General features: G+C 74.9%; 11 protein-coding genes. All 11 read right to left on the bottom strand.

The features are described 5' to 3' along the window. Nucleotides 1–3,377: amino acid adenylation domain-containing protein (locus ABZ457_RS11060; protein ID WP_359156301.1), on the bottom strand; the 3,377-nt coding region annotated here is incomplete at its 3' end. A 219-nt stretch (nt 3,378–3,596) separates the two neighbouring features. Beyond that, on the bottom strand, nt 3,597–8,201 hold the full coding sequence (locus tag ABZ457_RS11055) for an amino acid adenylation domain-containing protein (RefSeq protein ID WP_359156299.1): 4,605 nt from the start codon (nt 8,199–8,201) through the stop codon (nt 3,597–3,599). After that, the gene (locus tag ABZ457_RS11050) at nt 8,198–8,407 is read right to left on the bottom strand and encodes an MbtH family protein (protein ID WP_018845773.1); all 210 of its coding nucleotides are present in this window, start codon (nt 8,405–8,407) and stop codon (nt 8,198–8,200) included. Before ABZ457_RS11050 ends, ABZ457_RS11055 begins: the two co-directional genes overlap by 4 nt. 8 nt (nt 8,408–8,415) lie before the next feature. Continuing rightward, entirely contained in the window at nt 8,416–9,492 is a 1,077-nt protein-coding gene (gene sbnB, locus ABZ457_RS11045; protein ID WP_359156297.1) for a 2,3-diaminopropionate biosynthesis protein SbnB, read from the bottom strand. A 100-nt stretch (nt 9,493–9,592) separates the two neighbouring features. Next, the gene (sbnA, locus tag ABZ457_RS11040; protein WP_359156295.1) at nt 9,593–10,624 is read right to left on the bottom strand and encodes a 2,3-diaminopropionate biosynthesis protein SbnA; all 1,032 of its coding nucleotides are present in this window, start codon (nt 10,622–10,624) and stop codon (nt 9,593–9,595) included. Next, entirely contained in the window at nt 10,621–11,967 is a 1,347-nt protein-coding gene (gene glyA, locus ABZ457_RS11035) for a serine hydroxymethyltransferase (protein ID WP_359156293.1), read from the bottom strand. The genes sbnA and glyA overlap by 4 nt, the downstream gene beginning before the upstream one ends. A gap of 152 nt (nt 11,968–12,119) precedes the next feature. After that, a complete protein-coding gene (locus tag ABZ457_RS11030) occupies nt 12,120–13,436 on the bottom strand; it encodes a cation:proton antiporter (protein WP_359156291.1) in 1,317 nt (438 codons plus the stop codon). A 125-nt stretch (nt 13,437–13,561) separates the two neighbouring features. After that, entirely contained in the window at nt 13,562–18,940 is a 5,379-nt protein-coding gene (locus ABZ457_RS11025) for an amino acid adenylation domain-containing protein (protein ID WP_359156288.1), read from the bottom strand. A 170-nt stretch (nt 18,941–19,110) separates the two neighbouring features. After that, the gene (locus ABZ457_RS11020; RefSeq protein ID WP_359156286.1) at nt 19,111–21,573 is read right to left on the bottom strand and encodes an ATP-binding cassette domain-containing protein; all 2,463 of its coding nucleotides are present in this window, start codon (nt 21,571–21,573) and stop codon (nt 19,111–19,113) included. 7 nt (nt 21,574–21,580) lie between these two features. Next, nucleotides 21,581–24,010, bottom strand: a complete 2,430-nt coding sequence (locus tag ABZ457_RS11015; protein ID WP_359156284.1) for a M20/M25/M40 family metallo-hydrolase — start codon at nt 24,008–24,010, stop codon at nt 21,581–21,583. Next, nucleotides 24,007–24,582 carry an isochorismatase family protein gene (locus ABZ457_RS11010; RefSeq protein ID WP_359156282.1) on the bottom strand — a complete coding sequence of 192 codons (576 nt, stop codon included), beginning with the start codon at nt 24,580–24,582 and terminating at the stop codon, nt 24,007–24,009. Before ABZ457_RS11010 ends, ABZ457_RS11015 begins: the two co-directional genes overlap by 4 nt. Nucleotides 24,583–24,666 lie beyond the last annotated feature (84 nt).

Here is a 24,666-nt window from a genome sequence, read left to right as displayed (position 1 = left end):
TCATGCCGCATTCCCACCGCCAGCAACGCCGACCGCAGACGCCCCACATCCAGCCCACCCGACAACCGCACCGCCGCCGGCACGTTGTACGACGAACCCTCCGGATCCAACTCATGCAGCACCCACAACCGCTGCTGAGCAAACGACAACGGCAACCCACCCTCGCCACGCCGCACCCGACGCAGCGCCACACCCGAAGGGCTCTCCCGGTTCAGGACGTCCACGAGCGATCCGGGCGTGGGGCGGGCGAAGAGTTCCCGCAGGGGGAGGCGGGTGCCGAAGGCGTCCCGGACGCGCGCCACGAGCTGGGTGGCGAGGAGGGAGTGGCCGCCGAGGGCGAAGAAGTCGTCGTCCAGGCCGACCTGTTCGATCCCCAGCACCTCGGCGAACAGCTCGGTGAGCCGCTGCTCGTCCTCGGTCACCGGTGCCCGGTGGGGGGCGCGGCCGATGTTGAGGTCGGGCTCGGGCAGGGCGGCCCGGTGGACCTTGCCGTTCGCGGTCAGCGGGATCTCCGGGACCACCACGACGGCCGCCGGGACCATGGCCTCCGGCAGGGTCGCCGCGAGGGCGGTGCGGAGCGACGCGGGGTCCGCGTCGCCGACGGCATAGCCGACCAGGGCGGTGTCGCCCGCGGCGTCGGGGCGGGCCAGGACCACCGCGTCGCTCACCCCGTCCAGGCCCCGCAGCGCGTTCTCCACCTCACCCAGCTCGATCCGCTGACCACGCACCTTCACCTGGTGATCACGACGGCCCAGAAACTCCAACTCCCCGTCCGGCAGATACCGCACCAGGTCACCCGTCCGATACAGACGCCCGCCCGGCACCGAGCCGAACGGGTCCGGAACGAACGCACCCGCCGTCCGCGCCGCGTCGTCCAGATAGCCCCAGGCGACCTGGACGCCGCCGATGTACAGCTCGCCGGGGACGCCCACTGGCACCGGGGCCATCCGTTCGTCGAGGACGTAGAGGGAGGTGCCGGCGATGGGCCTGCCCGCCGGGATTCCGGTGCGCTCGGGCAGGGGTGTACCCGGGGCGAGGGTGTGGACGGCGCAGCCGACGACGGTCTCCGTGGGGCCGTACTCGTTGACGACCGTGGACGCGGGCGCGAGGGCGCGGAAGCGCTCGACGAGGAGCCTGGGAAGTGCCTCGCCGCCGACGACGAAGCAGGCTTCCAGGTGGCTCAGGCCGCCCTCGGGGAGGAGTCGGCACAGGGCCTGGAGGTGGGCCGGGGTGAGCTTGACCAGGTTGGGCCGGGCCGGGCCGGTCAGGACGTCGACCAGCCCGTCCAGCGGGGCTTCCTCGCCGACCAGGTGGAGCGTGCCGCCCGCGGCGAGCGGCAGCCACAGACTGGTCACCGCGAGGTCGAAGGCGACGCTGGAGTGGACCGGGGCGACGGGCGCCCGGCCGGGCGTGTACGCGTCGGCCGCCCAGCTCAGGTAGTGGGACAGCCCGCGGTGCGGCACGACCACGCCCTTGGGGCGACCGGTGGAGCCGGAGGTGTAGAGCACATAGGCGGCGGGGCCGGCGCCGGGCAGGTCCGCCGGGTCGGCCGGGGCCGGGGGCAGCGCTCCGGCGTCGACGAGGACCGTGTCCGCGGCGACGTGGGCGGCCTTCTCTCCGGTGCCGACGACGGCGGCCGCGCGGGCGTCGCGGACCAGGGCGGCGAGCCGTTCCGCGGGCTGGGCGGCGTCCAGGGCCAGATAGGAGGCGCCGCACTTCCAGGCGCCGAGCATCGCGGCGACGAGGTCCACCGAGCGGGGCAGGAGGACGCCGACGACCTGGCCGGGTCGGACGCCCGCGGCGCGCAGTGCGGACGCGACCCGGCGGGCGTGCTCGTCGAGCGCCGCGTAGTCGGTGCGGGTGCCGTCGGGGGCGACGGCGGCGGTGTCGCCGGGGCGGGCGGCGGCGTGCCGCTCGAACAGGGCCAGCGCGTCGGTGCCGTCACCGGCGGCGGGTCCGCCGCGCGCCCAGCCGGAGAGCCGGACCTGGTCCTCGACGGAGACGGTGGTCAGGGTGCGCAGCGGCCGGTCGGGGTGGTTGACGGCGTTGAGGCCGAGGGCGACCACGGCGTCGAGGAGGCGTTCCGCGGTCCGCCGGGTGAACAGCTCGGTGCTGTACTCCAGGGTGAGCCGGGCGCCGCCGGGGTCGTCCGCCACGAACAGGGTCAGATCGAACTTGGCCGTCTCGTTGGGGAGTTCGAAGCGTTCCGCGCGCAGGCCGGGGGCGAGGTCGAAGGCGTGCGGCATGTTCTCCTCGGCGACCATCGCCTGGAACAGCGGCTGGCCGGGCCGGTCCTGGCCGTGGCCGAGGGCGCGGACGACCTCCGCGAAAGGCACGTCGGCGTTGCCCAGGGCGGTGGCGAGGCGGCCCCGGACCTGGTCGAGCAGCGCGCGGAAGCCCTCGCCGCGCTCGATCTCGGTGCGGACGACGAGAGTGTTGGCGAAGAAGCCCACCAGGCCCTCGGTCCCCGTGTGATGGCGGCCCGCCGTGGGGACGCCGATCCGGATCTCGCGCTGACCGCTGTAGCGGGAGAGGGTCGCCGCGAACGCCGTGTGGAAGGCGGCGAACAGGCCGGTGCCGCGGGCGGCGGCCAGGGCGCGGAGCTGCTCGGTGGCGCGCTCGGAGAGCACGGTGGTCACCCGGTCACCGCGGTGCGCCGGGGTCGCGGGGCGGGGGTGGTCGGTGGGCAGGTCCAGGACGAGGTCGTCGGCGAGGTCGGCGCGCCAGTGGCCGAGCTGGCGTTCGGCGACGCCCCCGGCCAGCCACTCCCGGTGCCACACGGCGAAGTCGCCGTACTGGAGGGCGGGTTCGGGGAGGGCGGGTTCGGGGAGGGCGGGTTCGGGGAGGGCGGGTGCCGGGAGCCCGGGCGCCCGGTCGCCGGCCGTCCGTCCGGCGTAGAGGGACCGCAGTTCGGACACGATGACGCCCATGGACCAGCCGTCGGTCACGATGTGGTGCATGGCCAGCAGCAGCACGTGGTCCTGCTCGGCGAGCCGGTAGAGCACCGGGCGCAGCAGCGGTCCGGCGGCCAGGTCGAAGGGGGCGGCGGCGCGGGCGGCGGCGTCCCGGCGGCACTCCTTCTCGGCGGCCTCGTGGGACAGGTGGTCGAGACGGACGTGCTCCGTCGGCCGGCCCGGTTCGGGGTGGATGAACTGGCACACCTCGCCGTCGGCGGTTCCGAAGGTGGTGCGCAGGATCTCGTGGCGCTGCCCGAGGGCCCGGACGGCGTCGTCGAGCGCGGCGGTGTCCAGCGGGCCGGTGAGGCGGACGGCCACGGGGACGTTGTAGGCGGCCGACTCCGGCTCCAGCTCGCCCAGCAGCCACAGGCCGAGCTGGCCCGGGGAGGCAGGCATGACATAGACCTGATCTGCGGACATGGGTTCCTCGCTGTTCCGTCGCACGGTGCTGCCGGGCGCTCGAAGGGTGGGGTCGGTGGGGCCGGCGCGGTCAGGGACGGTGACCGGCGCGGCGGCGGCTGTCGGGAGGGTGGGTGGCGGATCGGCGGTATCGGGTGGGTGAGGGCCCGGGCCGCGGGGGCGGGGTGGTGACCCCCGCCCCCGCGCGACGGGCGGCGACCGTGGTGGCGGCGGTCCGGCTCAGGCCGTGCGTTCCGCCGCCTCGGCCAGTGCGCGCAGCACCTCCGTCCACCGGTCGGCGAGCGCGGCCGCGTCGGCCGGTGGCTCCCGGTCGCCCGCGAAGGTGAGCACCAGGGCGTCCTCCGCGCCGCGCAGCACGTCCACCCGGACCGGGAACTCGGTCTGGGCGACCGACCAGCCGCGCTGTGCCAGGGGGTGGGCCGGGGCGACGGCCTCCGACACGGCCCCGAGGGACTCGTCCACGGGGTAGTTGTCGAAGACGAGGACGGACTCCAGGGCCCGGCCGCCGGTCATCGCCGCGAGTTCGGCGCAGGCGTGCTCCTCCGCCTCCAGGCGCTGGAGGTGCAGCCGGCGCACGGCCTCGGTCACGGTCTCCTCCGGGCGGAAGCGGAACCGCACCGGCAGGGTGCTGATGAACGGGCCCACCGCCGCCTCGGCCTCGGCCGTCGCGGGTCGGCCGTTCGACGTGACGCCGAAGACGACGTCCTCGGTGCCGGCGCGGTCCGCGAGCACCCGTGCCCAGGCCAGTTGCGCGAAGGTGGCGTAGGTGGTGCCCGCGCGCCGTGCCGCCCGGTCGAGGCGGTCGGTCAGCTCCGGGTCCAGCGCGCGCTGCACCTGGACCGGTCGGCCGTGGTCGCGTTCGGGGGCGGTGGCCCAGGGGCCGGCGCTGTCCGCCAGCAGCTCGTCCCAGTGGGCGAGCGCCGCGTCCCGGTCCCGGCTCTCCACCCAGGCGACGTGCTCGGCGAACGGGCGGGCGGGCGCGGCCTCCGGCTCGGTGCCGGTGGCGAACGCCTGGTAGGCGAGGAGGAGTTCCTGCCGCAGGCGCATGGAGGACCAGCCGTCGAGGACGCTGTAGTGGTGGTGCTGGACGAGGATCTGGAGCTCGTCCGCCAGCCGGTAGCGCAGGAGCCGGATCAGTGGCGGGCGGCCGAGGTCGAAGCCGGCGAGCCGCAGCTCGTCCAGCTCGGCGAGCATGCGGCGCTCCTGCTCCGCCGCGTCCAGGCCGCGCAGGTCGCGCTCCTCGAACCAGGGCTCGACGTGGTCGGCGACGATCTGCACCGGGGTGTCGCCGTCCAGTCCCTCGTAGAAGGTGCGGAGCACGGCGTGGCGGTCGAAGAGCCACTGCCACGCCGTGCGGAAGGCGCCCTCGTCCAGTTCGCCGGGCAGGGCGAAGCCGGACTGGATGACGTAGAGGCCCGGGAACGGGTGCCGCTGGGCGGTGGTGAGCATATGGCGCTGGATGGGCGCGAGCCCGTAGCGGTCGGCCGGGGCGGCACCGGTCTCCGCCTCGGCCGGTGCCACCGCGCCGGTGCCCGTCGGGCGGGCGGCGGCGGCCGCGTCGACGGCGCGGGCGAGGTCCTCGACGGTCTGGTTCTGGAACACCGTCCGGGGGGTGACGGCGAGACCGGCCGCCTGGGCCCGGGTGACCATGCGGATGCAGGTCACCGAGTCGCCGCCGAGGGCGAAGAAGCCGTCCGTGGCGCCGATGCCGGTGATCCCCAGGAGTTCCTCCCAGACGCCCGCGAGCAGCAGCTCGGTGGGCGTGGCCGGGGGGCGGCCGGCGGGCCCCGCCGTCGTGGCGGGCGCGTCGGGGGCGGGGAGGCGGCCCCGGTCGACCTTGCCGTTGGGCGAGAGGGGCAGGCGCTCCAGTTCCACCAGGGCGGCGGGGACCATGTAGCGGGGCAGCCGGGTCGCGAGCCGTTCGCGGACGGCCGCCTCGTCGACCGGCCCGGCGTCCTCGTCGGTGACGACGTAGCCCACGAGCTGGCGGCGGCCGTCGGTGGTGACGGCGGCGGCGACGGCCTGGCGCACCCCGGGCTGGTCCCGGAGCGCGGCCTCCACCTCGCCCAGCTCGATGCGGTGGCCCGCGATCTTGACCTGGAAGTCGGCCCGGCCGAGGAGTTCGAGGCTGCCGTCGGGCCGGTAGCGCGCGAGGTCCCCGGTCCGGTACATCCTCTCGCCGGGCGTCCCGCTGAACGGGTTCGGCAGGAACCGGTCGGCGCTCTGCGCGGCCGCGCCGGCGTAGCCCCAGGCGAGTCCGGTTCCGCCGAGGTACAGCTCGCCCGGCACGCCCTGGGGGACGAGCCGCAGGTCGGCGTCGGTGACATAGGCCGTCTGGTTCGCCATGGGGACGCCGTAGGGGATGCTCTGCCAGGCGGGGTCGACCTGTTCGATCTCGAAGATCGTGGAGTCCATCGACGCCTCGGTCGCGCCGCCCAGGCTGATCACCCGGGCCCCCGCGGCCCGGGCGCGCAGCCGGTCCGGCAGGGCGACGGGGATCCAGTCGCCGCCCAGGAGGACGACCCGCAGCTCCGGCAGGGCCGCCACGCCGAGGTCGTCCATGCCGTCGAGGAGCAGGCCGAGGAGGGCGGGGACGGAGTGCCAGACGGTGATCCGGTGCTCCCGCATCAGGTCGAGCCAGTGGCCGGGGTCGCGGTCCCGCTCGGGGTCGGGCAGCACGGCGCAGGCGCCGGTGATCAGGGTGCCGAGGAGGTCGTACGCGGTCATGTCGAAGCCCAGGGAGGACACCGACAGCACGGCGTCACCGGGGCCGACGTGGAAACGCCGGTTGAAGTCGGTGAAGTTGTTCACCCGGCCGCGGTGGTCCAGCAGGACTCCTTTGGGCCGCCCCGTCGACCCCGAGGTGAAAATCATGTAGCAGAGGTCGTCCGCGCGGGCCGGGCAGGGCACGGGGGTGTCCGCCAGCAGGGCCAGTTCGGCGCGCACGGCCTCGTCGTCGAGCACGACCACCGGCGCGTCCACGGCCGGGAGCCGGCCCGCGACCGAGGAGGTGGTGACGACGGCCCGCACGGCGGCGTCCCCGAGCATCATGGCCAGCCGCTCGGCGGGCTGTTCGGGGTCGACGGGCAGATAGGCGGCTCCCGTGCGCAGGACGCCGAGCACGGCGGCCGGCAGCTCGGCGGTCCGTTCCACGGCCACGGCGACGACCCCGCCGGGGCCCGCGCCGCGTCCGGTGAGGAGCCGGGCGATACGGGAGGTGGCGCGGTCCAGGTCGCCGTAGGTGACGGTGCCCGAGGGCGTGCGGACGGCGGGGGCGTCGGGGCGGGCGGCGGCCTGCTCGGCGAAGAGGTCCGGCAGGGTGCGGTCCCGGGGGTAGTCGGCGCCGGTGGCGTTCCACTCCAGGGCGGCGCGGCCCTCCTCCTCGGCGGTGAGCACGCCGAGGTCGGCGACGGTGGTGGCGGGCGTGTCGATCAGGGTGAGAAGGGCCTGCTCCAGGTGGGCGAGCATGCGGTCGACCCGGGGCGCGGTGAAGATCCCGGCGTCGTACTCGCAGGACACCTCGATGCCGTCCGGGCCGTCCAGGAGCGAGAGGTCGAGGTCGAACTTGGCGGTGCCGTTGTGGGTGTCGAAGGTCTCCGCCTCGACCCCCGGTACGCCGATCCCGCCGCCGACGTGCTGGTACACGAACATGACCTGGAACAGCGGGTTGGCGTCCGCGCTGCGCTCGGGGCTGGTCCGGGCGACCACCTTCTCGAAGGGCACGTCCTGGTACTCGAAGGCGGCCGTGACGTCGTCCCGGATGCGGCGCAGGGCGCCGGCCGCCGTGTCCGCGCCGTCGAACCGGAGCCGCAGGGCGAGGGTGTTGGCGAAGCAGCCGATGAGGTTCTCGGTGCCGTCGGCGGGCCGGTTCATCGCGGGGGTGCCGACGAGGAAGTCGTTCTTGCCGCTGTAGCGGCGCAGCACCAGGCCGAGGCCGGTGAGCAGGGTCATGAACGGTGTGGCGCCCTGCTCACGCGAGAAGGCGTGGATCCGGGCCGCGAGTCCGGGGGAGAGCCGGCGCCTGCGACGGCCTCCGCCCTGCCGCGGCCCGGCCGGGCGGAGCCGGTCGGTGGGCAGGTCGAGGGAGGTGTCCGCGCCCTCCAGCCAGGCCGCCCAGAAGTCGAGGCCCTGGCCGAGGCGTTCGGTGCCCGCCCCGGACTGCTGCCAGCGGGCGTAGTCGGCGTACTGGACGGGGAGTTCGGGCAGGTCCTGCGGCCCGCCGTCCGGCCCGCCGCAGAGGGCCGCGAACTCGCGGAACAGGATCTCCACGGAGGCGCCGTCGGTGGCGATGTGGTGCACCACGACGGCCAGGACCTGGTCCTCCTCGCCGAGCCGGATCAGCACCGCGCGCACCGGGAGTTCCGCGGCGAGGTCGAAGTCGTACGCGGCCCAGCGGTCCACGATCGCGCGGGCGGCCTCCTCCCGCTCCTCGGCGGGCAGGCCGGTGACGTCCTCGGTGGCGAGGGAGAACCCGGCGGCGTCCGGCTGGGCGACCGCGACGGGACCGTCCGGGCCGTCCGCGTAGCGGGTGCGCAGGATGGCGTGGCGTTCCACGATCCGGCGCAGGGCGAGGTCGAAGGCGCCCGCGTTGACCGCGCCGCGCAGCCGCAGGGCCATCGGCACGTTGTAGACGCCGGAGCGTTCCGGGTCCTGCTGCCACAGGACCCAGAACTGCCGCTGGGCGGCGGACAGGGGCGCCGGTCCGTCGTCGCCGCTCGGGGTGACGCGGGGACGCCCGGCGGCACGCCGCTCACGCAGCAGGCGGGTGAGAAGGGCCTGCTTGGCCGGGGTGAGCCCGGCTATCCGGGTGTCGAGGTCGTTCATGCCGCGGCGCTCCCGCGGGCCTCGCGCACCGAGCGGGGGGTGAGGTCGGTCCAGACCTCGGCGATGTGGGCCAGGCACTCCTCGCGGGTGCCGCTCACGCCGGTCTCGGTCCATCCGGCCGGGAGCGGGCGCTCGGTGAACCAGACGGAGTACTGCTCCTCGTGGTTGACGACGACGCGGAAGCGGACGGTGTCGCTGCTGCTCATGTGCTGCCTCACTTGGTGGTGGCGGTGGTGGACGCGTTGCCGGCGGTGCCGGCGGTGGGGGCGCCGGACGCGAAGAAGTCGTCGGCGGTGTGCCCGGTGCCGGCCGCGCGGGCCCGGTCGAGTACCCAGGAGCCGACGGCCAGGTCCAGGACGCCGAGCCCGAAGGGCGAGAAGACGACGGGGCGGGAGCGGTCGACCTCGACCCGGCCGGCCAGGACGTCGGCGAGGGTGCCGGTGACGAAGTCCCGGTCCCCGCGCCGCTGCTCGGCCAGGTGCAGGGAGGTCCGCTCGCGCAGGGCGTGGTCGGTGTCGTCGGTGATGTTCTGGGCGGCGAGCACCAGCTCGGGGGCGAGGTCGCGCAGCGAGAGGTGCAGCACCAGGGGTGCGTGGTCGAGCAGGCGCGGGTCGTGGATGTGGGGTTCGCCCGCGACGGTGGTGAGGACGACGAGGTCGCACTCCGTGAACGCCTGCCCCACTTCGTCGGCGACGGAGTACTCGGGGGCGCCCTCGGCGGTGATCTCCTCCCCGAAGGCGCGCGCCGCCTCGGGGTCGAGGTCGTACAGCGTGAACCCGCCGGTCTTCCACTCCAGGTCGCGCAGGAACCGCCAGACGTGGCGGGCGATCAGGCCGGTGCCGACGATGCCGATACGGCGGGCGCCGCGCCCGCCGCTCAGGGTCTGCGCCGCGAGGACGGCGGACGCGGCGGTGCGGGTGGCGGAGATCACGGAGGACTCCAGGCAGGCCGCCGGGTAGCCCGTGGCGGGGTCGTTGAGGAGGAGGACCGCGGAGGCGCGGGGGATGCCGTGGGTGCGCGGGTTGTCGGGGAAGCTGGCGATCCACTTCAGTCCGGCGACGCCGAACTCGCCGCCCAGGTGGGCCGGCAGCGAGATGATGCGGGCCCGCGGGTTGTCGGGGAAGCGGAGGAAGCCGCTCTGCGGGTTGACGCTGTCACCGCTGTCGTGGGTGAGGTAGGCGCGCCGCACGAGGTCGACGCATTCCTCCCGGCTGCCCTCGATCTGCGCGGTGACGGCGGCCTCGGTGACGAAGGTGAGGGACGGCGGGGACTGGGGGGTGCGCTCGGGCACGGTGTTCCTTTCGTACGGGCGGGGCGGCACCGTCCGTGGACGGCGCGGGAGTGCGTGGACGGTGCGGAAGAGTGCGTGGCGGTGCGGGCGGCGGCCGGGGTCAGACGGCCGCCGCGACGCCCTGCGGGACGGGGAGGCCGGGGGCGGCGGGCGCGCGCGGCGGGACGCAGGCCCGGGGCCCGAGCGTGCGCTCCACCCACGCGGCGTCGTAGACGGTCCGTGCGTAGGGCACCCCGCGGTCGGCGCAGAGGAAGACCGTGGTGGGCCGCCGTCCGGCGGGGGGCGGGTTGTCGATGAAGTACCGGTTCATCGCCGCGTAGACGCTCCCGGTCGACCCGCCCGCGAACAGGCCGTGCTCCTCGTACAGGGCGCGGCAGCCGAGCACCGTCTCGTACTCGCTGACGCGGACGACCTCGTCGATGACGGCCTTGCCCACCAGCGGGGGCACGATGCTCGACCCGAGCCCGGGGATGTAGCGCCGGCCCGGCTCGCCGCCGAGGGCGACCGACCCCTGGACGTCCACGGCGACCACGTTGACGCCGGGGAACTGGTGCTTCACCCGCTGGGACAGCCCGGCGATGGTGCCGCCGGTGCCGACTCCGACGAAGAGGTGGTCGATGTGCGACAGCGCGCTGCTCAGCTCGCCGCCGGTCAGTTCGTAGTGGGCGTCCGCCGCGTCGAGGTTGGCGTACTGGTTGGTCCAGTAGACGTCCCCGATCTCGTCGCACAGTTCGGCGACGCGGGCCAGCCGGGCCGGCAGGAAGCCGTCGCGGCCGGGGTCCATGATCTTCTCGACCCGCTCGCAGCAGGAGCGCAGCACCGCCTCGGTGAGGGCGTTGCAGTTGGCGTCGATGACGGGGACGAAGCGGATGCCGAGGGAACGGCAGAACGCGGCGAGGGAGGAGGCGAAGTTCCCCGACGAGGACTCGACCACGGTGGTGCGTTCGGTGATCTCGCCGCGTTCGACCGCCTTCTTGAGGATCCAGTAGGCGGAGCGGTCCTTGGTGCTACCGTTCGGGTTGGCGTACTCCAGCTTGGCGAAGAGGCTCAGCCGGTCGTCCGGCAGGGACAGCAGCGGGGTGTGTCCGACGGAGGCGCCGATCATCTCCAGGCGCTTGGCCAGGGCGTTCACGAGCGGCCGCCCGGAAGGTAGCGCGGCAGCGGGAACTGGGCGGCCAGCTTCTCCACCTCGGCGCGCAGCCCGGCGGCGGTGAACTCGTCCAGGGTGAAGTCCCGTTCCCCGACCGGGCGCATGGCCGTGAGGACGGAGTGGATGATGCCGGCGCAGACACGCATCTCGTCGGGGCCGAGACCGCGCTGGGCGACGGCGTTGGTGCCGATGCGCACCCCGCTGGTGACCGTGGCCGGGCGGCTGTCGCCGGGGATGCGGTTCTTGTTGACGACGATGCCGATGGACTCCAGGGCGCGTTCGGCGGCGATGCCGCTGACGCCGTCGCGGGTCAGGTCGAGCAGGACGATGTGGTTGTCGCTGCCGCCGGTCACCACGTCGTGGCCCAGCGCCGTCAGTTCGGCGGCTAGGGCGGCGGAGTCGTCCAGGATGCGCTGCGCCGTGGCCCGGTAGGAGTCGGTCGCGGCGAGGGCGAAGGCGCGGGCCTTGGCGGCGATGGCGGGCAGGACGGGGGCGCCCTGGAAGAACGGGAAGACCGCGCGGTCCAGGGTCCTCGCGATGGTGCGGCCGGTGCCGGGCAGCACGGTGTCCGCGTCCCGGCCGGAGAGGATGATCCCGCCGCGCGGGCCGGCCAGCTGCTTGTGGGTGCAGGTCGTGGTGATGTGCGCGTGGTCGACCGGGCTCGGGTGCAGGCCCGCGGCGACCAGGCCGGCGATGTGCGAGATGTCGGCCATCAGCAGGGCGCCGACGCTGTCCGCGATGGCGCGGAAGCGGGCGAAGTCGACGGTCCGCGGGTACGCGGTCGCGCCGCAGACGATCAGCTTGGGCCGGTGGGCCTCGGCGAGGGCGGCGACCTCCTCGTAGTCGATCCGGCCGTGCTCGTCGAGGCCGTAGTTGACCGCGGTGAAGTACGTGCCGGAGTAGGCGACGCTGTAGCCGTGCGTGAGGTGGCCGCCGTGGTTGAGCCGCATGCCGAGGACGACGTCGCCCGGGTCCAGCAGGGCGGACAGCACCGCGTAGTTGGCGGTGGTCGCCGAGTGCGGCTGCACATTGGCGTAGCGGGCGCCGAACAGGGCGCGGGCGCGGTCGACGGCCAGTCGCTCGATGGGGTCGATCGCCTCGCAGCCCGCGTGGTAGCGGGCGCCGGGGTAGCCCTCGGCGGTGACGTTCATGGAGGAGGTGGCGAGGCAGGCCAGGACCGACGGGTCGGTGACGGAGGAGGAGGCGACCAGCATCAGCGAGTTCTGCTGGCGCGCGTTCTCCTGTTCGATGGCGGAGACGAGGTCCTCGTCGTCCGCCACCAGCAACCGGGCCGCGTGGCGGGCGAATTCTTCGGTGGCGAGCATGATCGGGCAGCTCCTTGGGCGGAGTCGGGTGTGCGCGGGCACGGGCGGGCGGCCCGTGTGCGCACGGACGGGTGCGAGTCGGGGGCGGGCGCGAAGACGGGCGCGGTGCGGGACGGGCGCACGGGGGCGGGACACGGCCCCGTGCGGGAGGGTCAGACCTTCTGCGGCACGGGCGCCGGCGCGGGCCGGGGCGCGGCGGGCGGCTCCGCCACCGGGTCCATCAGGGTGGGGTCGCCGTCGCGGCGGATGACCAGGCCCGGAAGACACGTGGTGAGCAGGGCCATCACGACCATCATCGTGTACATCTGCTGGCTCAGCAGGCCCAGTTGGACGCCGATGTTGAGGACGATCAGCTCGGTCAGCCCGCGCATGTTCATCAGCAGGCCCAGCGTGCCGCTCTGCTGCCAGGACAGCCCGAACAGCCGGGCCGGCGCGATGGTGCCGACGAGCTTGCCCCCGCAGGCGACGAGGAGGATGAGCAGCATCTCGACCGTGTTGCCCGCGGACAGGGCCCGCAGGTCGATGGACATGCCCACCACGATGAAGAAGACCGGCAACAGGAAGGTGGCCACCTGCTCGATGGGCTCCAGCGCGTGCTTCTGGACCATGGGCTTGACCGGCCTGGGCATGCAGAGGCCGAAGACGAAGGCGCCGAAGATGGCGTGCACGCCGATCCACGTCGTGGCGCACGCGGAGAGGAACACCCCGGCGCCCACCACGGCCGAGAGGTACGGCGCCCCGCCGCCCGCGCTCATCCGCTCCACCAGGCGCCCGAGCAGCGGCCGGACGGCCAGGGCCATCACCGCGAGGAAGAGCAGCAGCCAGCCGGCCATCGCGGCCACGCCGAGCATCGACCCGGCCGTCACGACGACCACCACCACCGCGAGGACGCACCAGGCGACGGCGTCCCCGAAGGCGGCGCAGGCCAGGGCCATCACGCCCACCGGCGAGTGCTGCATCCGCCGGTCCGCGAGGAACTTCGCCAGCACCGGGAACGCGGTGATGGACATGACCACACCGATATAGAGGGCGAACGGCACCTGCGCCACCTGCTCACCGTCCACCACACCGTGCTCGCGGTAGAGCAGCAGCCCCAGCGGTACCCCGAGCAGGAACGGTACGGCCGTCGCCGACACCGAGACGCCCACGACGACGCGCCGACGCCCCTGCAGCAGACCGGCGTTGAACTCCCAGCCGATGAGGAACACGAACAGCACCACGCCCACCTGCGCGAGCACGCTCAGGTAGGGGCGCACATCGGGCGGGAACAGCACCTCCGTGGGATTGCCCGGGAGGAGCCCGAGCAGGGACGGGCCCAGCACCAGGCCCGCGAAAATCTCTCCGATGACGGCGGGCTGCCGCGCGCGGATCGCCAGCCGCCGCAGCACCACGCCGGCGATCAGGATGACCGCGGTGCCCGCCATCACCATCGCCGTGATGGTCTCACCGTCTTTTCCGGGGCCGGCCATGGCCCGCACCACCTCTCTGTCTCATGGTTCTGTCTCACGTGGTTCTGTCTCACGCTGTCCGGGCCGTCACCGGCCCGGCGGGGTCTCGGGGGCCGGCGTCCGCGGGCGGCGGAAGCCGGCACGGATCAGGCACCGGGGGCGCTTCGCGCGTAACGGGCGCGGGGCAGGGCCACGGGACCGGCCGGGGCCGCCGGGACCGCCACCGTCTGCCCCGCGTCCAGCAGTTCCTGGACGCAGCGGGCCGCGCCGCGGGCGGTCGGCTCGTGGAAGAAGGCGTTGAGGTCGATCTCCACGCCGTGCCGTTCGCGCAGCCGCGCGGTGAGCCGGATGGCCAGCAGCGAGTGGCCGCCGATGTCGAAGAAGTCGTCGTCCGCCGCGACGTCCGGCACACCCAGCACCTCGGCGAGCAGGGTGGTGATCTCCCGCTCCAGGGGCGTCAGTCCGTCCGTGGCGCCCGCCGCCGGGACCGCCGCCCCGGCGGGCGGCTCGGGCAGCGCGGCCCGGTCGATCTTCCGGTTGGGGTTCTTCGGCAGCTCCGGGAGGCGCAGCAGAACCGGGGGGATCATGTACCGCGGCAGCCAGTCCGTCAGGTACGCGGCCAGCTCCCGCGGGGACGGCGTCCCCGCGTAGTACCCGACGAGGCGCTTGTGCCCGGCGCTCTCGTCGACCACGGTCAGCGACTCCCGCACGCCGGGGTGGGCGAGCACGGCCGAGTCGATGTCGCCCAGTTCGATCCGGTAGCCCCGGATCTTGACCTGGAAGTCGATCCGGCCGAGGAAGTCGAGGGTCCCGCCCGGCAGCCAGCGCACCTGGTCGCCCGTGGCGTACATCCGCGCGCCCGGCTCGTCGCTGAACGGGTCGGGCAGGAAGACGCCCGCGGTCTGCGCGGGCCGGCCGAGGTAGCCGCGTCCGAGGCCGTCCCCGCCGATGAAGAGCTGGCCGGGCACACCCACCGGCACCGGACGCAGCCACGCGTCCAGCACATACACCCGGGTGTTGGCGATCGGTCGGCCGATCGGCACCCGCCAGGTGCCCTCGGGGACCTCTCGGACCTCGAAGGTGGCGGCGATGCTGGTGGACTCGGTCGGCCCGAAGTCGTTGATGAGCAGCGGCCCGCCGAGGTCGACGACCTCCCTGGCCCGCTTCGGGTCCATGGTGTCGCCGCCGACGACGAGTTCCCGGGCGCCGGCGAAGACCGTCGGGTCGTAGGCGGCGACCTCCGTGAACAGGGGGGTCGCGAAGACGACGGTGTCCGCGCGGGCCTCGCGCAGCGCCTCCCCCAGCCGGGGCGGGTTGAGGACGGTCGCCTGGTCGAACCCGTGCAGCACCGCGCCGTTGAGCACGGCGCCCCAGATCTCCAGGGTGGCGGCGTCCCAGGCGGCGTTGGAGATCTGCGCCATCCGGTCGCCGGGCGCGATGCGGACGAAGTTGGTGTCGCGCACCAGCCGGACCACATTGCGGTGGGTGATGCAGATGCCCTTGGGGCGGCCCGAGGACCCCGAGGTGTACATCACATAGAGCAGGGAGCCGGGCACGGTCCCCGGGTCGACGGCCGCGTCGTGGGCGGGGTCCCCGGCGACCTCGGGCCCCATGAAGGCGTCGACGGAGACCACCGGCGCGTCCCACTCCACACCCGCGGGCCCCTCGCCGGAGCCCGTCAGCAGGACCGCGGGCCGGGCCTCGTCGAGGATCTGCCGGAGCCACCTCGGGGGGTGGCCCGGGTCGAGCGGCAGATAGGCGCCGCCCGCCTTCACCACGGCGAGCATGGCGACGACGACCGACGGGTCCCGGTCCACATGCAGGCCGACCAGGGTCTCCGGACCGACGCCCAGGTCCCGCAGCCGGGCGGCCAGGGCGTTGGCGCGGCGGTCCAGCTCCCGGTAGGTGCTGCGGTGTTCGCCGTACACGAGGGCCGGGGCGTCCGGGGTCCGGCGGACGTGCTCGGCGAACAGCTCGGTCAGCGTGCTCTCGCGCGGGTAGCCGGTGGCGGTCTCGTTCCAGGAGGCGACATCGCGCTCCTCGGCGGCCGAGGCGTTCGGCAGCAGCCGCAGCGGCTCGTCCGGTGCGGCGGCCACCCGGGCCGCGAGGGCGGCGAAGTGAGCGGCGAACCGTTCCACCGTCTGCCGGTCGAAGAGATCGGTGCAGTAGGTGATCACGCCTTCGAGGGCGCCGTCCGCCTCGCCGAGGGTCATCCCCAGGTCCGTCTGGGCACTCCGGCGGGCCACCGCCACGGACTCCACGTCGAGACCGCCGAGGCGGGTGCGGACCCCGCCCCGGCCGGTCTGGAGGGCGCCGAGGCCCTCAAGTCCCGCCAGATGCGCGTTGGTCAGGCTGAACATGACCTGGTAGCCGGGCGAACGGGAGGCGTCCCGCTGGAGGCCCAGGCGGCGCACCAGTTCGGGGAAGGGCATCTCCTGGTGGGCCAGCGCGCCGACCACGGCCCGCCGGGTCTCGCGCACCCGCTCGGCGAAGGTGGCCTCCTCCGTCACCGTGGCGCGGACGAGCAGGGGGTTGACGAAGTAGCCGATCACCCGCTGGAGGGCGGCCTCGTGGCGTCCCGAGCCGGGCACGCCGACCAGGAAGTCGTCCTGCCCGGTGAAGCGGTGCAGCAGGATCTGGAAGACCGACAGCAGGGTGACGAAGAGGGTGGTGTCCTCGGCCTCCGCCCGCCGGCGCAGCTCCCGGGTGACGGCCGGGTCCAGGGTGAAGGTCACCGTGTCGCCGCGCAGGCTCTGCACGGGCGGCCGGGGCCGGTCGGCGGGGAGTTCCAGCACCGGCTCGCAGCCGGCGAGGGCCGTGTCCCAGTACTCCCGCAGGCGTTCGCCGCGCGGGGACTCCAGCAGCAGCCGCCGCCGGCGGTCGGCCGACGCGGGGTCGGCGGCTTCCGGCGGCTCGGGCAGGGCGGGACCCTGACCCGCCTCATGGGCGAGGAGCCGGGCCAGTTCGTCCGTCAGCAGGGCCATGGACCACATGTCGGCGGCCACATGGTGCAGCGTCAGCGACAGCACGTCCCCGTCCGCGCGGCGGAGCAGGAGGGCGCGCAGCACCTGGCCCTCGTCGAGGGCGAACGGGCTCTCGGCGCTCCGCTCCAGCCGGGCGGCCACGGTGTCGTCGTCCCACGCGTGGGCGTCCTCGACCGTGAAGTCGGCCGCCCGGGAGGGGAGCACGGTCTGGTAGGGCTCGCCGTCCGCCCAGCGCAGGGCGGTGCGCAGCACGGGATGCCGGTCCACGAGGTGCTGGAAGGCCCGGCCGAGGGCGTCCGGGGCGACGGGCGACAGCAGCCGCACGGCCACCGAGATGTGGAGGGCGGAGGTGCCGGGGTGCTGCTGCTCCAGGAAGACCATGGACTGCTGGCCGGGCGTCAGGGGCAGACGGCCGTCCGGTGCGGGGGTCGCGGTGCCCCCGGCGTCCCCGGTGTCCCCGGTGTCTCCGGCGTCTCCCGAGGCACGGACCGGCGCGGCGGGGGCGGTGAGGGTCAGGGCGTCGACGCTCGCCCCGGCGAGCAGTTCCTCCAGGGAGAGTTCCACGCCCGTCGCCTCGGCGACGGCCGCCTGCAGTTCCACCGCGGCGAGCGAGTCCAGGCCCTGCGCGACCAGCGGGGCCGCCGGGTCCACCCGGACGCCGAGCCGGCGTCCGGCCAGGCGGGCGACCACGGCGCGCGGGTCACCGGCGGCGACCGGGTCCGTGGTCGCGTCCGCCACCGGGACGGGGTCCGTGGCCGGGGCCGGGGCTGCTGCCCGAGACGTAGCCATGCCCGTGGCCGGGGCCGTGGCGGTGTCCGAGCGGTGCACCACCTTCATCGCGCCGTCGGCGAGGGCCGCCCGCGCCGCCGAGCGCTGGATCTTGCCGCTCGTGGTGCGGGGGATCACGCCCGGCCGTACGAGGACGACCGACCCGGGGGTGACGCCGTGGTCCCGGACGAGACCCGCGCGGACGGCGGCGACCACCTCCTCGGCCTGCTCGGTCACACGGCCGTGCGCCGTCTCCAGGACGAGGCAGACCTCCTCGCGCCCGTTCCGTTCCACGGCGAAGGCGGCGGCGCCGCGCCGCAGGGTGGCGTGGGCGGCGAGGGCGGTGGTCTCCAGGTCCTGCGGGTAGTGGTTGCGTCCCCGGACCACGATGAGGTCCTTGCTGCGCCCGGTGACGTACAGGCGGCCGTCGCTCAGGAAGCCGTAGTCGCCCGTGCGCAGATAGGAGCGCGCGTCGCCGGGGAGCGCGGCGCCGAAGGTCCCGTCCGGGACGGGACGGCCCCAGTAGCCGTCCGCGACGTTCTCGCCGGACACCCAGATCTCGCCGACGGTGCCCGGGGCGCAGGCCGCACCCCGTTCGGCGTCGGCGACGACCACGTCCAGCGCCTCGGCCACCGGTCCGCAGTCGACGACCGGGAGTCCGCCGGGCGCGGGTTCGGGGCGCCGGCCGGGCCCGAGGCTGTCCGCGTCGAAGGTCCGGGCGACCTCCTCGCCGCCCACCCGGCGGCCGGAGACCATGAGGGTGGCCTCGGCCAGGCCGTAGCAGGGGAAGAACGCCTCACGGCGGAAGCCGGACGCAGCCATCCGCTCCGCGAACCGCTCCAGCGTCGAGGCGCGCACCGGCTCCGCGCCGTTGAAGGCGACCCGCCAGCGCGACAGGTCGAGACCGGCCAGCCGCTCCGCCGGGATGCGGTCCACGCACAGGTCGTAGGCGAAGTTGGGCCCGCCGCTGATCACCGCGCCCTGCTCGGACATCAGCTCCAGCCACAGCAGCGGGCGGGTGATGAACGCGGTCGGGGAGAGCAGGGTGGCGGGCGCACCCGCGTAGACGGGCTGCAGGATGCCGCCGATCAGCCCCATGTCGTGGTACGGCGGCAGCCAGCTGACCACCCCGGTGTCCGGGCCGGAGCCGAAACGCTCCTGGATCTGGGCGGAGTTGACGACCAGGTTCCGGTGCGTCACCCGCACGCCCCGCGGCGTTCCGGTGGAGCCGGAGGTGTACTGGAGGAAGGCGACGCTGTCGCCGTCGACGTCCGGCCGCCGCCAGCCGTCCGGGTCCGGGAGTTCGCCGTCCACCGAGAGCAGCGCCAGTCCCGGGGCGCCGAGTTCGGCGGCCAGTTCGGCGCCGCGCCCGAGGTCGGCGCCGGGCACCAGCGCCGCGGCGGGCGCCGAGTCGGCCAGCACGGCGAGGTGCCGGGCGGAGTACTTGCCGCCACTGGGCGGGTACAGCGGGACGGCGACGGCCCCGGCGTAGAGGCAGCCGAGGAACGCCGCGACGTAGTCCAGGCCGGGCGGCAGCAGCACCAGGACCCGTTCCCCGGCCAGACCCCGCTCCGCGAGCATCGCGCCCACCGACCGCGCCCGGGCGTCGAGGGCCGGGAAGGTCAGCGACGGGCGCTCCGCCCGGTCGGGGCTGACGAAGGTGTAGGCCGTGCCGTCGCTCAGGGCGGCACGCTCGGCCACCACGTCCACGAAGGTCGGGGCGAGCCGCACGGCGCGGTCCACCGGCGGGGCCGTTGTGTCCAGCAGGTCCATGGCAGGGGCTTCCTCACGCGGTCGTTACGCGGTCGTTCGGGTGGGCACGGGCGCACGGCGGAGCACACGCCGGTGCGGGCCGTGGCGGGCCCGGGCCCGGGCGCGGACCGGGGTGCGGTGGGGTGGTGGGCTGGGGGACGGCGCCGAGGGTCCGGCGCCGTCCGCCCCGGTCAGGCGGTGCGCCAGCGGATCCAGCGGCTCGCGCCGGCCAGTCCGGCGGCCGTCATCGCCGTGAGCACGGCGATGTTGAGCAGGAAAGCGGATCCGAGGTCCCCGACGAGGGCGAGCCGCAGGGCCTCCGCCGCGTAGGTCGGCGGCAGCAGGTAGCCGAAGACCTGGAGCGGCACGGGGAGGGACTCGATCGGGATGAGGACCGGCGCGACCAGCAGCAGGACGAAGATCATCAGATTGACGATCACCAGCAGCAGGTCCATGCTCCGCACCAGCGTGCCGATGGCCAGCCCGATCGCCGACAGCGCCAGACAGGCCAGCGGGAGGACGAGGAGCAGGGCCGGGGAGATGACGAAGTCCGTGTCGTACATCAGCTTCGCGGTGATCATCGGGGTGATCAGGCCCGGCATGATCAGCAGCAGCCGGGAGAACACCATGGCGGCGAGGAAGGAGATCCGGCTGATGGGCAGCGAGGCGTAGTAGACCATCATCCCGTCCTGCCGCAGCACGCCGATCCGCTGCGCCAGGGTGCCGATGCCCTCGTTGGCGACCGCGAAGACGGCCGCGCCGCTGACGATGAAGAGCAGACTCTCCTCGTCCGAGAGTCCGTTGCCGATCCGGGTCAGACCGAACACCATGGCGGCCGGCATCAGCAGGCCGAACATCAGGACCCACGACCAGGTGCTGCGGACCTCCAGCATCTGCTCCAGCCAGAGGTACTTCAGATCGGTCCCCATCCGCCGCAGCCGCTCCCCCGCGCCGCGCCGCGGCGGCGCGGACGCGGCACGCGCCACCGGGCCCGCGCCGGGCACGGGGGCGCCCTCGCGCACGAGCAACGCCACGGGCGCGCCGCCCGCCGCACCGGCCGTCCCCGCCGGGCCACCCGGCGCGTCCGCGGACACGGCCAGGCGGTCGTCGCCCCCGACCGGGTCCACGGCCGCGGACGGATCCGCCGCCGTGCCCGGCGGCGCGGACGCGGCCGGTCCGGCCACTGCGGAACCGCTCGCCCTCGCGAGCACGGCGTCCGCCGTGCTCGCGGCCGCCGCCGGGGCGGAGGCAAACGGCCCGGCCGTTGCCACGGTCCGCCCGGCCTCCGCCGAACCGACCGTCCCCGCCGACCCTGCGCCCGGCGCGCTCGCGGGCGCAACCGGGGCCGACCGTCCGGGCTCGGAGGGGCCCACGGCCAGGGGCGCGGACGCGTCCGCCGCCGTGCCCGGCGGCGCGGAGCCCGGCATGCTCGCGGGTGCGATCGCCGCTGCGACGACAGACCGGGCCGCCGCCACCGTCGGCCCGGAACCGGCCGACCCGGTACCCGGCCCACCCGCGCTCGTGAGCGCGACCGGGGCGACGGCCAGGCGGCCGGCCCCCGCCGGGTCCACGGCGGCGGACACCGGCCCGGCCCCGGACGGGTCCACACCCCGCCCGGCCTCAACCGGCCCGCCGGGCGCGGCGCCCGGCCCGGTACCCGCCGCGCCCTGCGCGGCCCGCGCGGCCCCCCGGCCGTCCAGCGTCAGGTAGACGTCCTCCAGCGTCGGCCGGGTCAGCCGGAAGTCCGCGACCCGGTCCATCCCCAGCTCGTCGTGGACCAGGCGCATCAGCTCCGGCATCCGCGCCGAGTCGGTCTGCACCAGGTAGCTGCCGTCCCGCTTGCCCGCGCCCACCTCCCCCACCCCGGCGAGGAGTTCCCGTTCGTGGCGGGCCAGCTCCCCGGCGCCGCGGACGGACAGCTCCAGCCGGACCCGGTCGCCGAGCGCCTCCTTCAGGCTCGCGGGCGTGCCCATCGCCGTGATCCGCCCGCCGTCCATGACCGCGACCTGGTCGACGGCGGACTCCGCCTCCAGCATGTTGTGGGTGACGAGCACGACCGTGGTGCCGTCCTCCACACTGCGCCGGGCCACCATCTCCCAGATCCGGCGCCGGTTGTGCGGGTCCAGCTCGTTCGTCGGCTCGTCGAGGACCAGCAGCTTGGGCCTGCCCATCAGGGCCATGCCGAAGTTCACCAGCCGGGTCATCCCGCCGCTGAGCTGGTCGACATAGCGGTCGCGCACCTCGCCGAGCCCCAGCTCGTCGATGAGCTCCGCGGTCTGGCGGCGGGCGTCCGCCTCCGACTGTCCGCGCAGCCGGCCGGTGTAGTGCAGCGCGCGCCGCACCTCCACCAGCCGCATCGACAGCCCGGTCTGCGGGAGGAAGCCGGTCATCGCCTTGACCTCGTCCGGGTGCGCGACCGCGTCGATGCCCTCGACGAGGATCTGCCCCGACGTCGGCCGCATCAGCCCGAGGAGCTGCGAGACGAGCGTGGTCTTGCCCGCGCCGTTCGCGCCCAGCAGACCGAACACCTGGCCGCGGGGGATGCTGAAGGTCAGGTCGTCGTTGGCCTTGACGACCTGGTCCGATCCCCCCGCTGGGAAGACCCGGGTCAGGTTGCGGACCTCGATCGCGACCTCGCGTGATGTGTGCTTCATGACGTCCTCAGATCTCTTCCGTCGTACGGGCGATGACGGAGTCCTCCGGCAGGAATCCGAATCCCACCGGCACGGTGTCCCGCGGTCGCGGCCCCACCAGCTCCCGCACCTGCGGGGTGAGGCCGAGGGTGTAGTCCGCGGCGTCCACCCGCAGCCGGGTCCCCGCCGCGACCTCGCAGGTCACCTCGACCGAGCGGGCGCCGTAGTGGTGCAGGACGACGTCCTCGGCGCCGGCGGTCTGCTCCGCCAGGAGGGCCCGGTCCAGCCGGGTCTCCCCGACCGTGCAGGCGTTCAGCGGGGCACGCGGCAGCCGGACCTGGATGCGCCAGGCGGGGCGCTGCGACGCGACGGTGAAGCGGACGGTCCGGACGCCGTCCCGGGTGGTGTCCCCGCGCACCGTGACCTTCGGGAGGGGCACGTCGAGCGCCGGGGCGTCGGCCACCATGGCCGGCTCGTCCCCCCGGGGCGGGAAGTAGTCGCTCACGGGTTCCCGCCCGGGATCGCCGCCCAGCACCCGGCGCGTCCAGGCGTCGGGCGCGGGATCGGCGCTGAACCACAGGTTCCGGTCCTCCGCCGCGTCCCGCACGTACAGCAGCGAGTTCGGCCGGGGCCGCTCGGTGTCGTAGCCGTGCCCGGCCACGGCACCGCCCAGGAGCACCAGGGCGAGCGCCCCGGCCCCGGCGGCGACCGCGCCGGTGGCCGGCAGGCGGGCCAGCAGCGGCAGCGCCGTCACCAGCCCCGCGGTCACGAAGACCGCGGCGACCGAGGCCAGCGGCACACCGAGGGCGGTCAGCAGCATGGCGGCGAGGGGCACGAAGAGCACCACCGCGACCGCCGGTCCGGCGGACCACAGCAGCACCCCGGTCCACTCGGTCCGGGCCGCTCCCTCTTCCGGGGAGCCGCCCGCCGGTGCACGGCGGACCGTCCACCAGAGCGCCGGCAGCGCGGCCAGCAGCGGCCACTGGAGCAGATACCCGGCACCAGGCAGGGTCGCGGTCAGCGCGGCCAGCAGCAGACCGGTCGTCAGCAGGGCCCCCGCCGCCGTCTCGGCCGGCCGCAGCCGGCGCAGCAGCCGGGCCGTGCCCAGCAGCACCGCGCCCACGGCCACGCCGAACGAGGCGGCGAACCAGCCCCGGTTGTACGGTTCGGCCAGCGGCAGGGCCGCCAGGTCCGGCGCCGTCAGCAGCGCCAGGGTCCACAGCCCGTGCACCGCCGCGCCGGCCGCCAGCAGGGCGCCGAGCCCCGCCCCCGCCGCGGCCGCGACCCTCGTGGGGCGCAGCGCGTGGCGTCGGACGCCCAGCACCAGCACTCCCGCGAGCAGCACCAGGGTGCCCCCGGCCAGCGGGGCCGCCCAGGCGACGGGATAGCGCACCAGTAGCCGCGCGAACAGGTCGAAGTAGACCCCGTTCTCCCCGTTCTCGCCGCGCAGCCGCTCCGCCGGCGCACCGTCGAGCTCCCGGGCCAGGCCCAGCATCGTCTCGCCGTGGTGCTGGAGGCTGTCCGGGTCGAGGGAGTCCACCGTGTCGGAGCGCGAGTGGTAGTCGTGGAACCCCTCGATGAAGGCGGAGTTCAGCCCGGCGGCCTCGTCCCGGAAGACCGTGAAGTCGCTGTCGTTGGGCAGGCGTTTGTAGATCTCGTACGCCAGGGAGGTGGCGACCGGACGCGGGTTGGCCTCGGCGAAGGCGTCGACCAGCGGCAGGTTCCCCTCGCCGGTCTCGAACATGGTCAGCGGGCCGCTGCTGCCGCGCGCCTCCCAGTTGAAGACCGCCGCGTAGTCGCCGAGTCCCTCCTCGCGGACGAACAACTCGGCTCCGAGGGCGCCGAGTTCCTCGCCGTCGGTGAAGAGGAACACGAGGTCGTTGCGGACCCCGCCGGACGCCTGGACGGCGCGCAGGGTCTCCAGCATCGCGGCGACGGCCGCGCCGTTGTCCGCGGCGCCGGGGCCGTTGGGAACGGAGTCGTAGTGCGCCACGAAGAGCAGCGCGCCGGGCTCCGGCCCCGCGCCGCCGCCCCGGCCGGGCAGCCGGGCGACGACGTTGTGCACGGTCGCCGAGGGGAAGGGGCTCCCCATGCCGGGCTGTGCGACCGGGCCCGACTGGACGTCGACCTCTGCCCCCAGGCCCCGGGCCGTCCGGACGAGGTACTCCCTCACCCGGGCGTGCTCCGCGCTGCCGACCGGGTGCGGCCGGCGCGCGATCTCCCGGAGGTGCTCGGTCGCCCTGGCCGCGGAGAACTCACCGGCGGGGGTGTCCTGTCCGCGCGCGGACGGCGGCTGGGCCGCCAGGACGGCGAGGGTGCCGAGCAGCGCGAGCAGGACCGCCGCGAGCACGGCCGCCGGCGGACGGCGGCGGCGTGCGGCGACCGCGTCCCGGTCGGCCGCGGACCCGTTCGACGGTGCGTCGAGGGGGTCGGCGGGGGCAGAGGCCGTCGCGGTCATGCCGAGTCCGTGCCCTGGAGTTCGGGCTCCTCGGGAGCGACGAAGTCGACCTCGGCCGCGGACTGGAGGCGGATCTCGTAGGGCCGGCGCTTGATGTAGACGCCGTACCCGTCGAGGATCCGGTGGTGGTGGTCAATGATCGCCTCGACCGGCAGGTTCTCCGCGTGCGTCGAGTGCCCGTCCGAGACCAGGGTGACGTCGTACCCGAGGGTCACGGCCTTGCGGCAGGTCGAGTCGATGCAGAGTTCGGTCACGAGACCGGCGACCACGAGGTGCCGGACACCGCGCGAGCGGAGGACCTCGTCCAGGTCGGTCTCGTGGAAGGAGTCGCACTCCGCCTTGCGGACCTTCAGGTCCCCGTCCGCCGCGCCGAGGCGGGGATCGATCTGCCACTCCGCGGAGTCCGTGTCCCCGAGGTCGTCGTCCTGGACGTGGACGACCGGGACGCCCAGGGCGCGCGCCTTCTCGGCGAGCGGGCGCAGGCGGTCCAGCAGGGCGTCCGCGTCGGGCACCGCGTTCTCGCCGGCCAGCAGGCCGACCTGGAGGTCCACGAGGACAAGCGCCGTCGTCATACGGCTGCTCTCCTTACATCAGTTGGTCGTTGGGGGGGTTCGGCGGGCCGGCCGGCCCCGGCGTCCGCGCGCGTGGATGCGCGC

The sequence above is a fragment of the Streptomyces sp. NPDC005805 genome, from assembly GCF_040630445.1.
Taxonomy (GTDB): Bacteria; Actinomycetota; Actinomycetes; order Streptomycetales; family Streptomycetaceae; genus Streptomyces.
The sequence above is the reverse complement of the archived record's forward strand: the minus strand, read 5'-3'. Positions and strand labels throughout refer to the sequence as shown.

What these genes read in the sequence shown, in the direction of transcription:
- ABZ457_RS11050 (WP_018845773.1), bottom strand. Translation starts at nt 8,407, where the DNA reads ATGAGCAGCAGCGACACCGTCCGCTTCCGCGTCGTCGTCAACCACGAG.
- ABZ457_RS11015 (WP_359156284.1), bottom strand. Translation starts at nt 24,010, where the DNA reads ATGACCGCGACGGCCTCTGCCCCCGCCGACCCCCTCGACGCACCGTCG.
- ABZ457_RS11025 (WP_359156288.1), bottom strand. Translation starts at nt 18,940, where the DNA reads ATGGACCTGCTGGACACAACGGCCCCGCCGGTGGACCGCGCCGTGCGG.
- ABZ457_RS11010 (WP_359156282.1), bottom strand. Translation starts at nt 24,582, where the DNA reads ATGACGACGGCGCTTGTCCTCGTGGACCTCCAGGTCGGCCTGCTGGCC.
- ABZ457_RS11030 (WP_359156291.1), bottom strand. Translation starts at nt 13,436, where the DNA reads ATGGCCGGCCCCGGAAAAGACGGTGAGACCATCACGGCGATGGTGATG.
- ABZ457_RS11020 (WP_359156286.1), bottom strand. Translation starts at nt 21,573, where the DNA reads ATGAAGCACACATCACGCGAGGTCGCGATCGAGGTCCGCAACCTGACC.
- glyA (WP_359156293.1), bottom strand. Translation starts at nt 11,967, where the DNA reads ATGCTCGCCACCGAAGAATTCGCCCGCCACGCGGCCCGGTTGCTGGTG.
- ABZ457_RS11055 (WP_359156299.1), bottom strand. Translation starts at nt 8,201, where the DNA reads ATGAACGACCTCGACACCCGGATAGCCGGGCTCACCCCGGCCAAGCAG.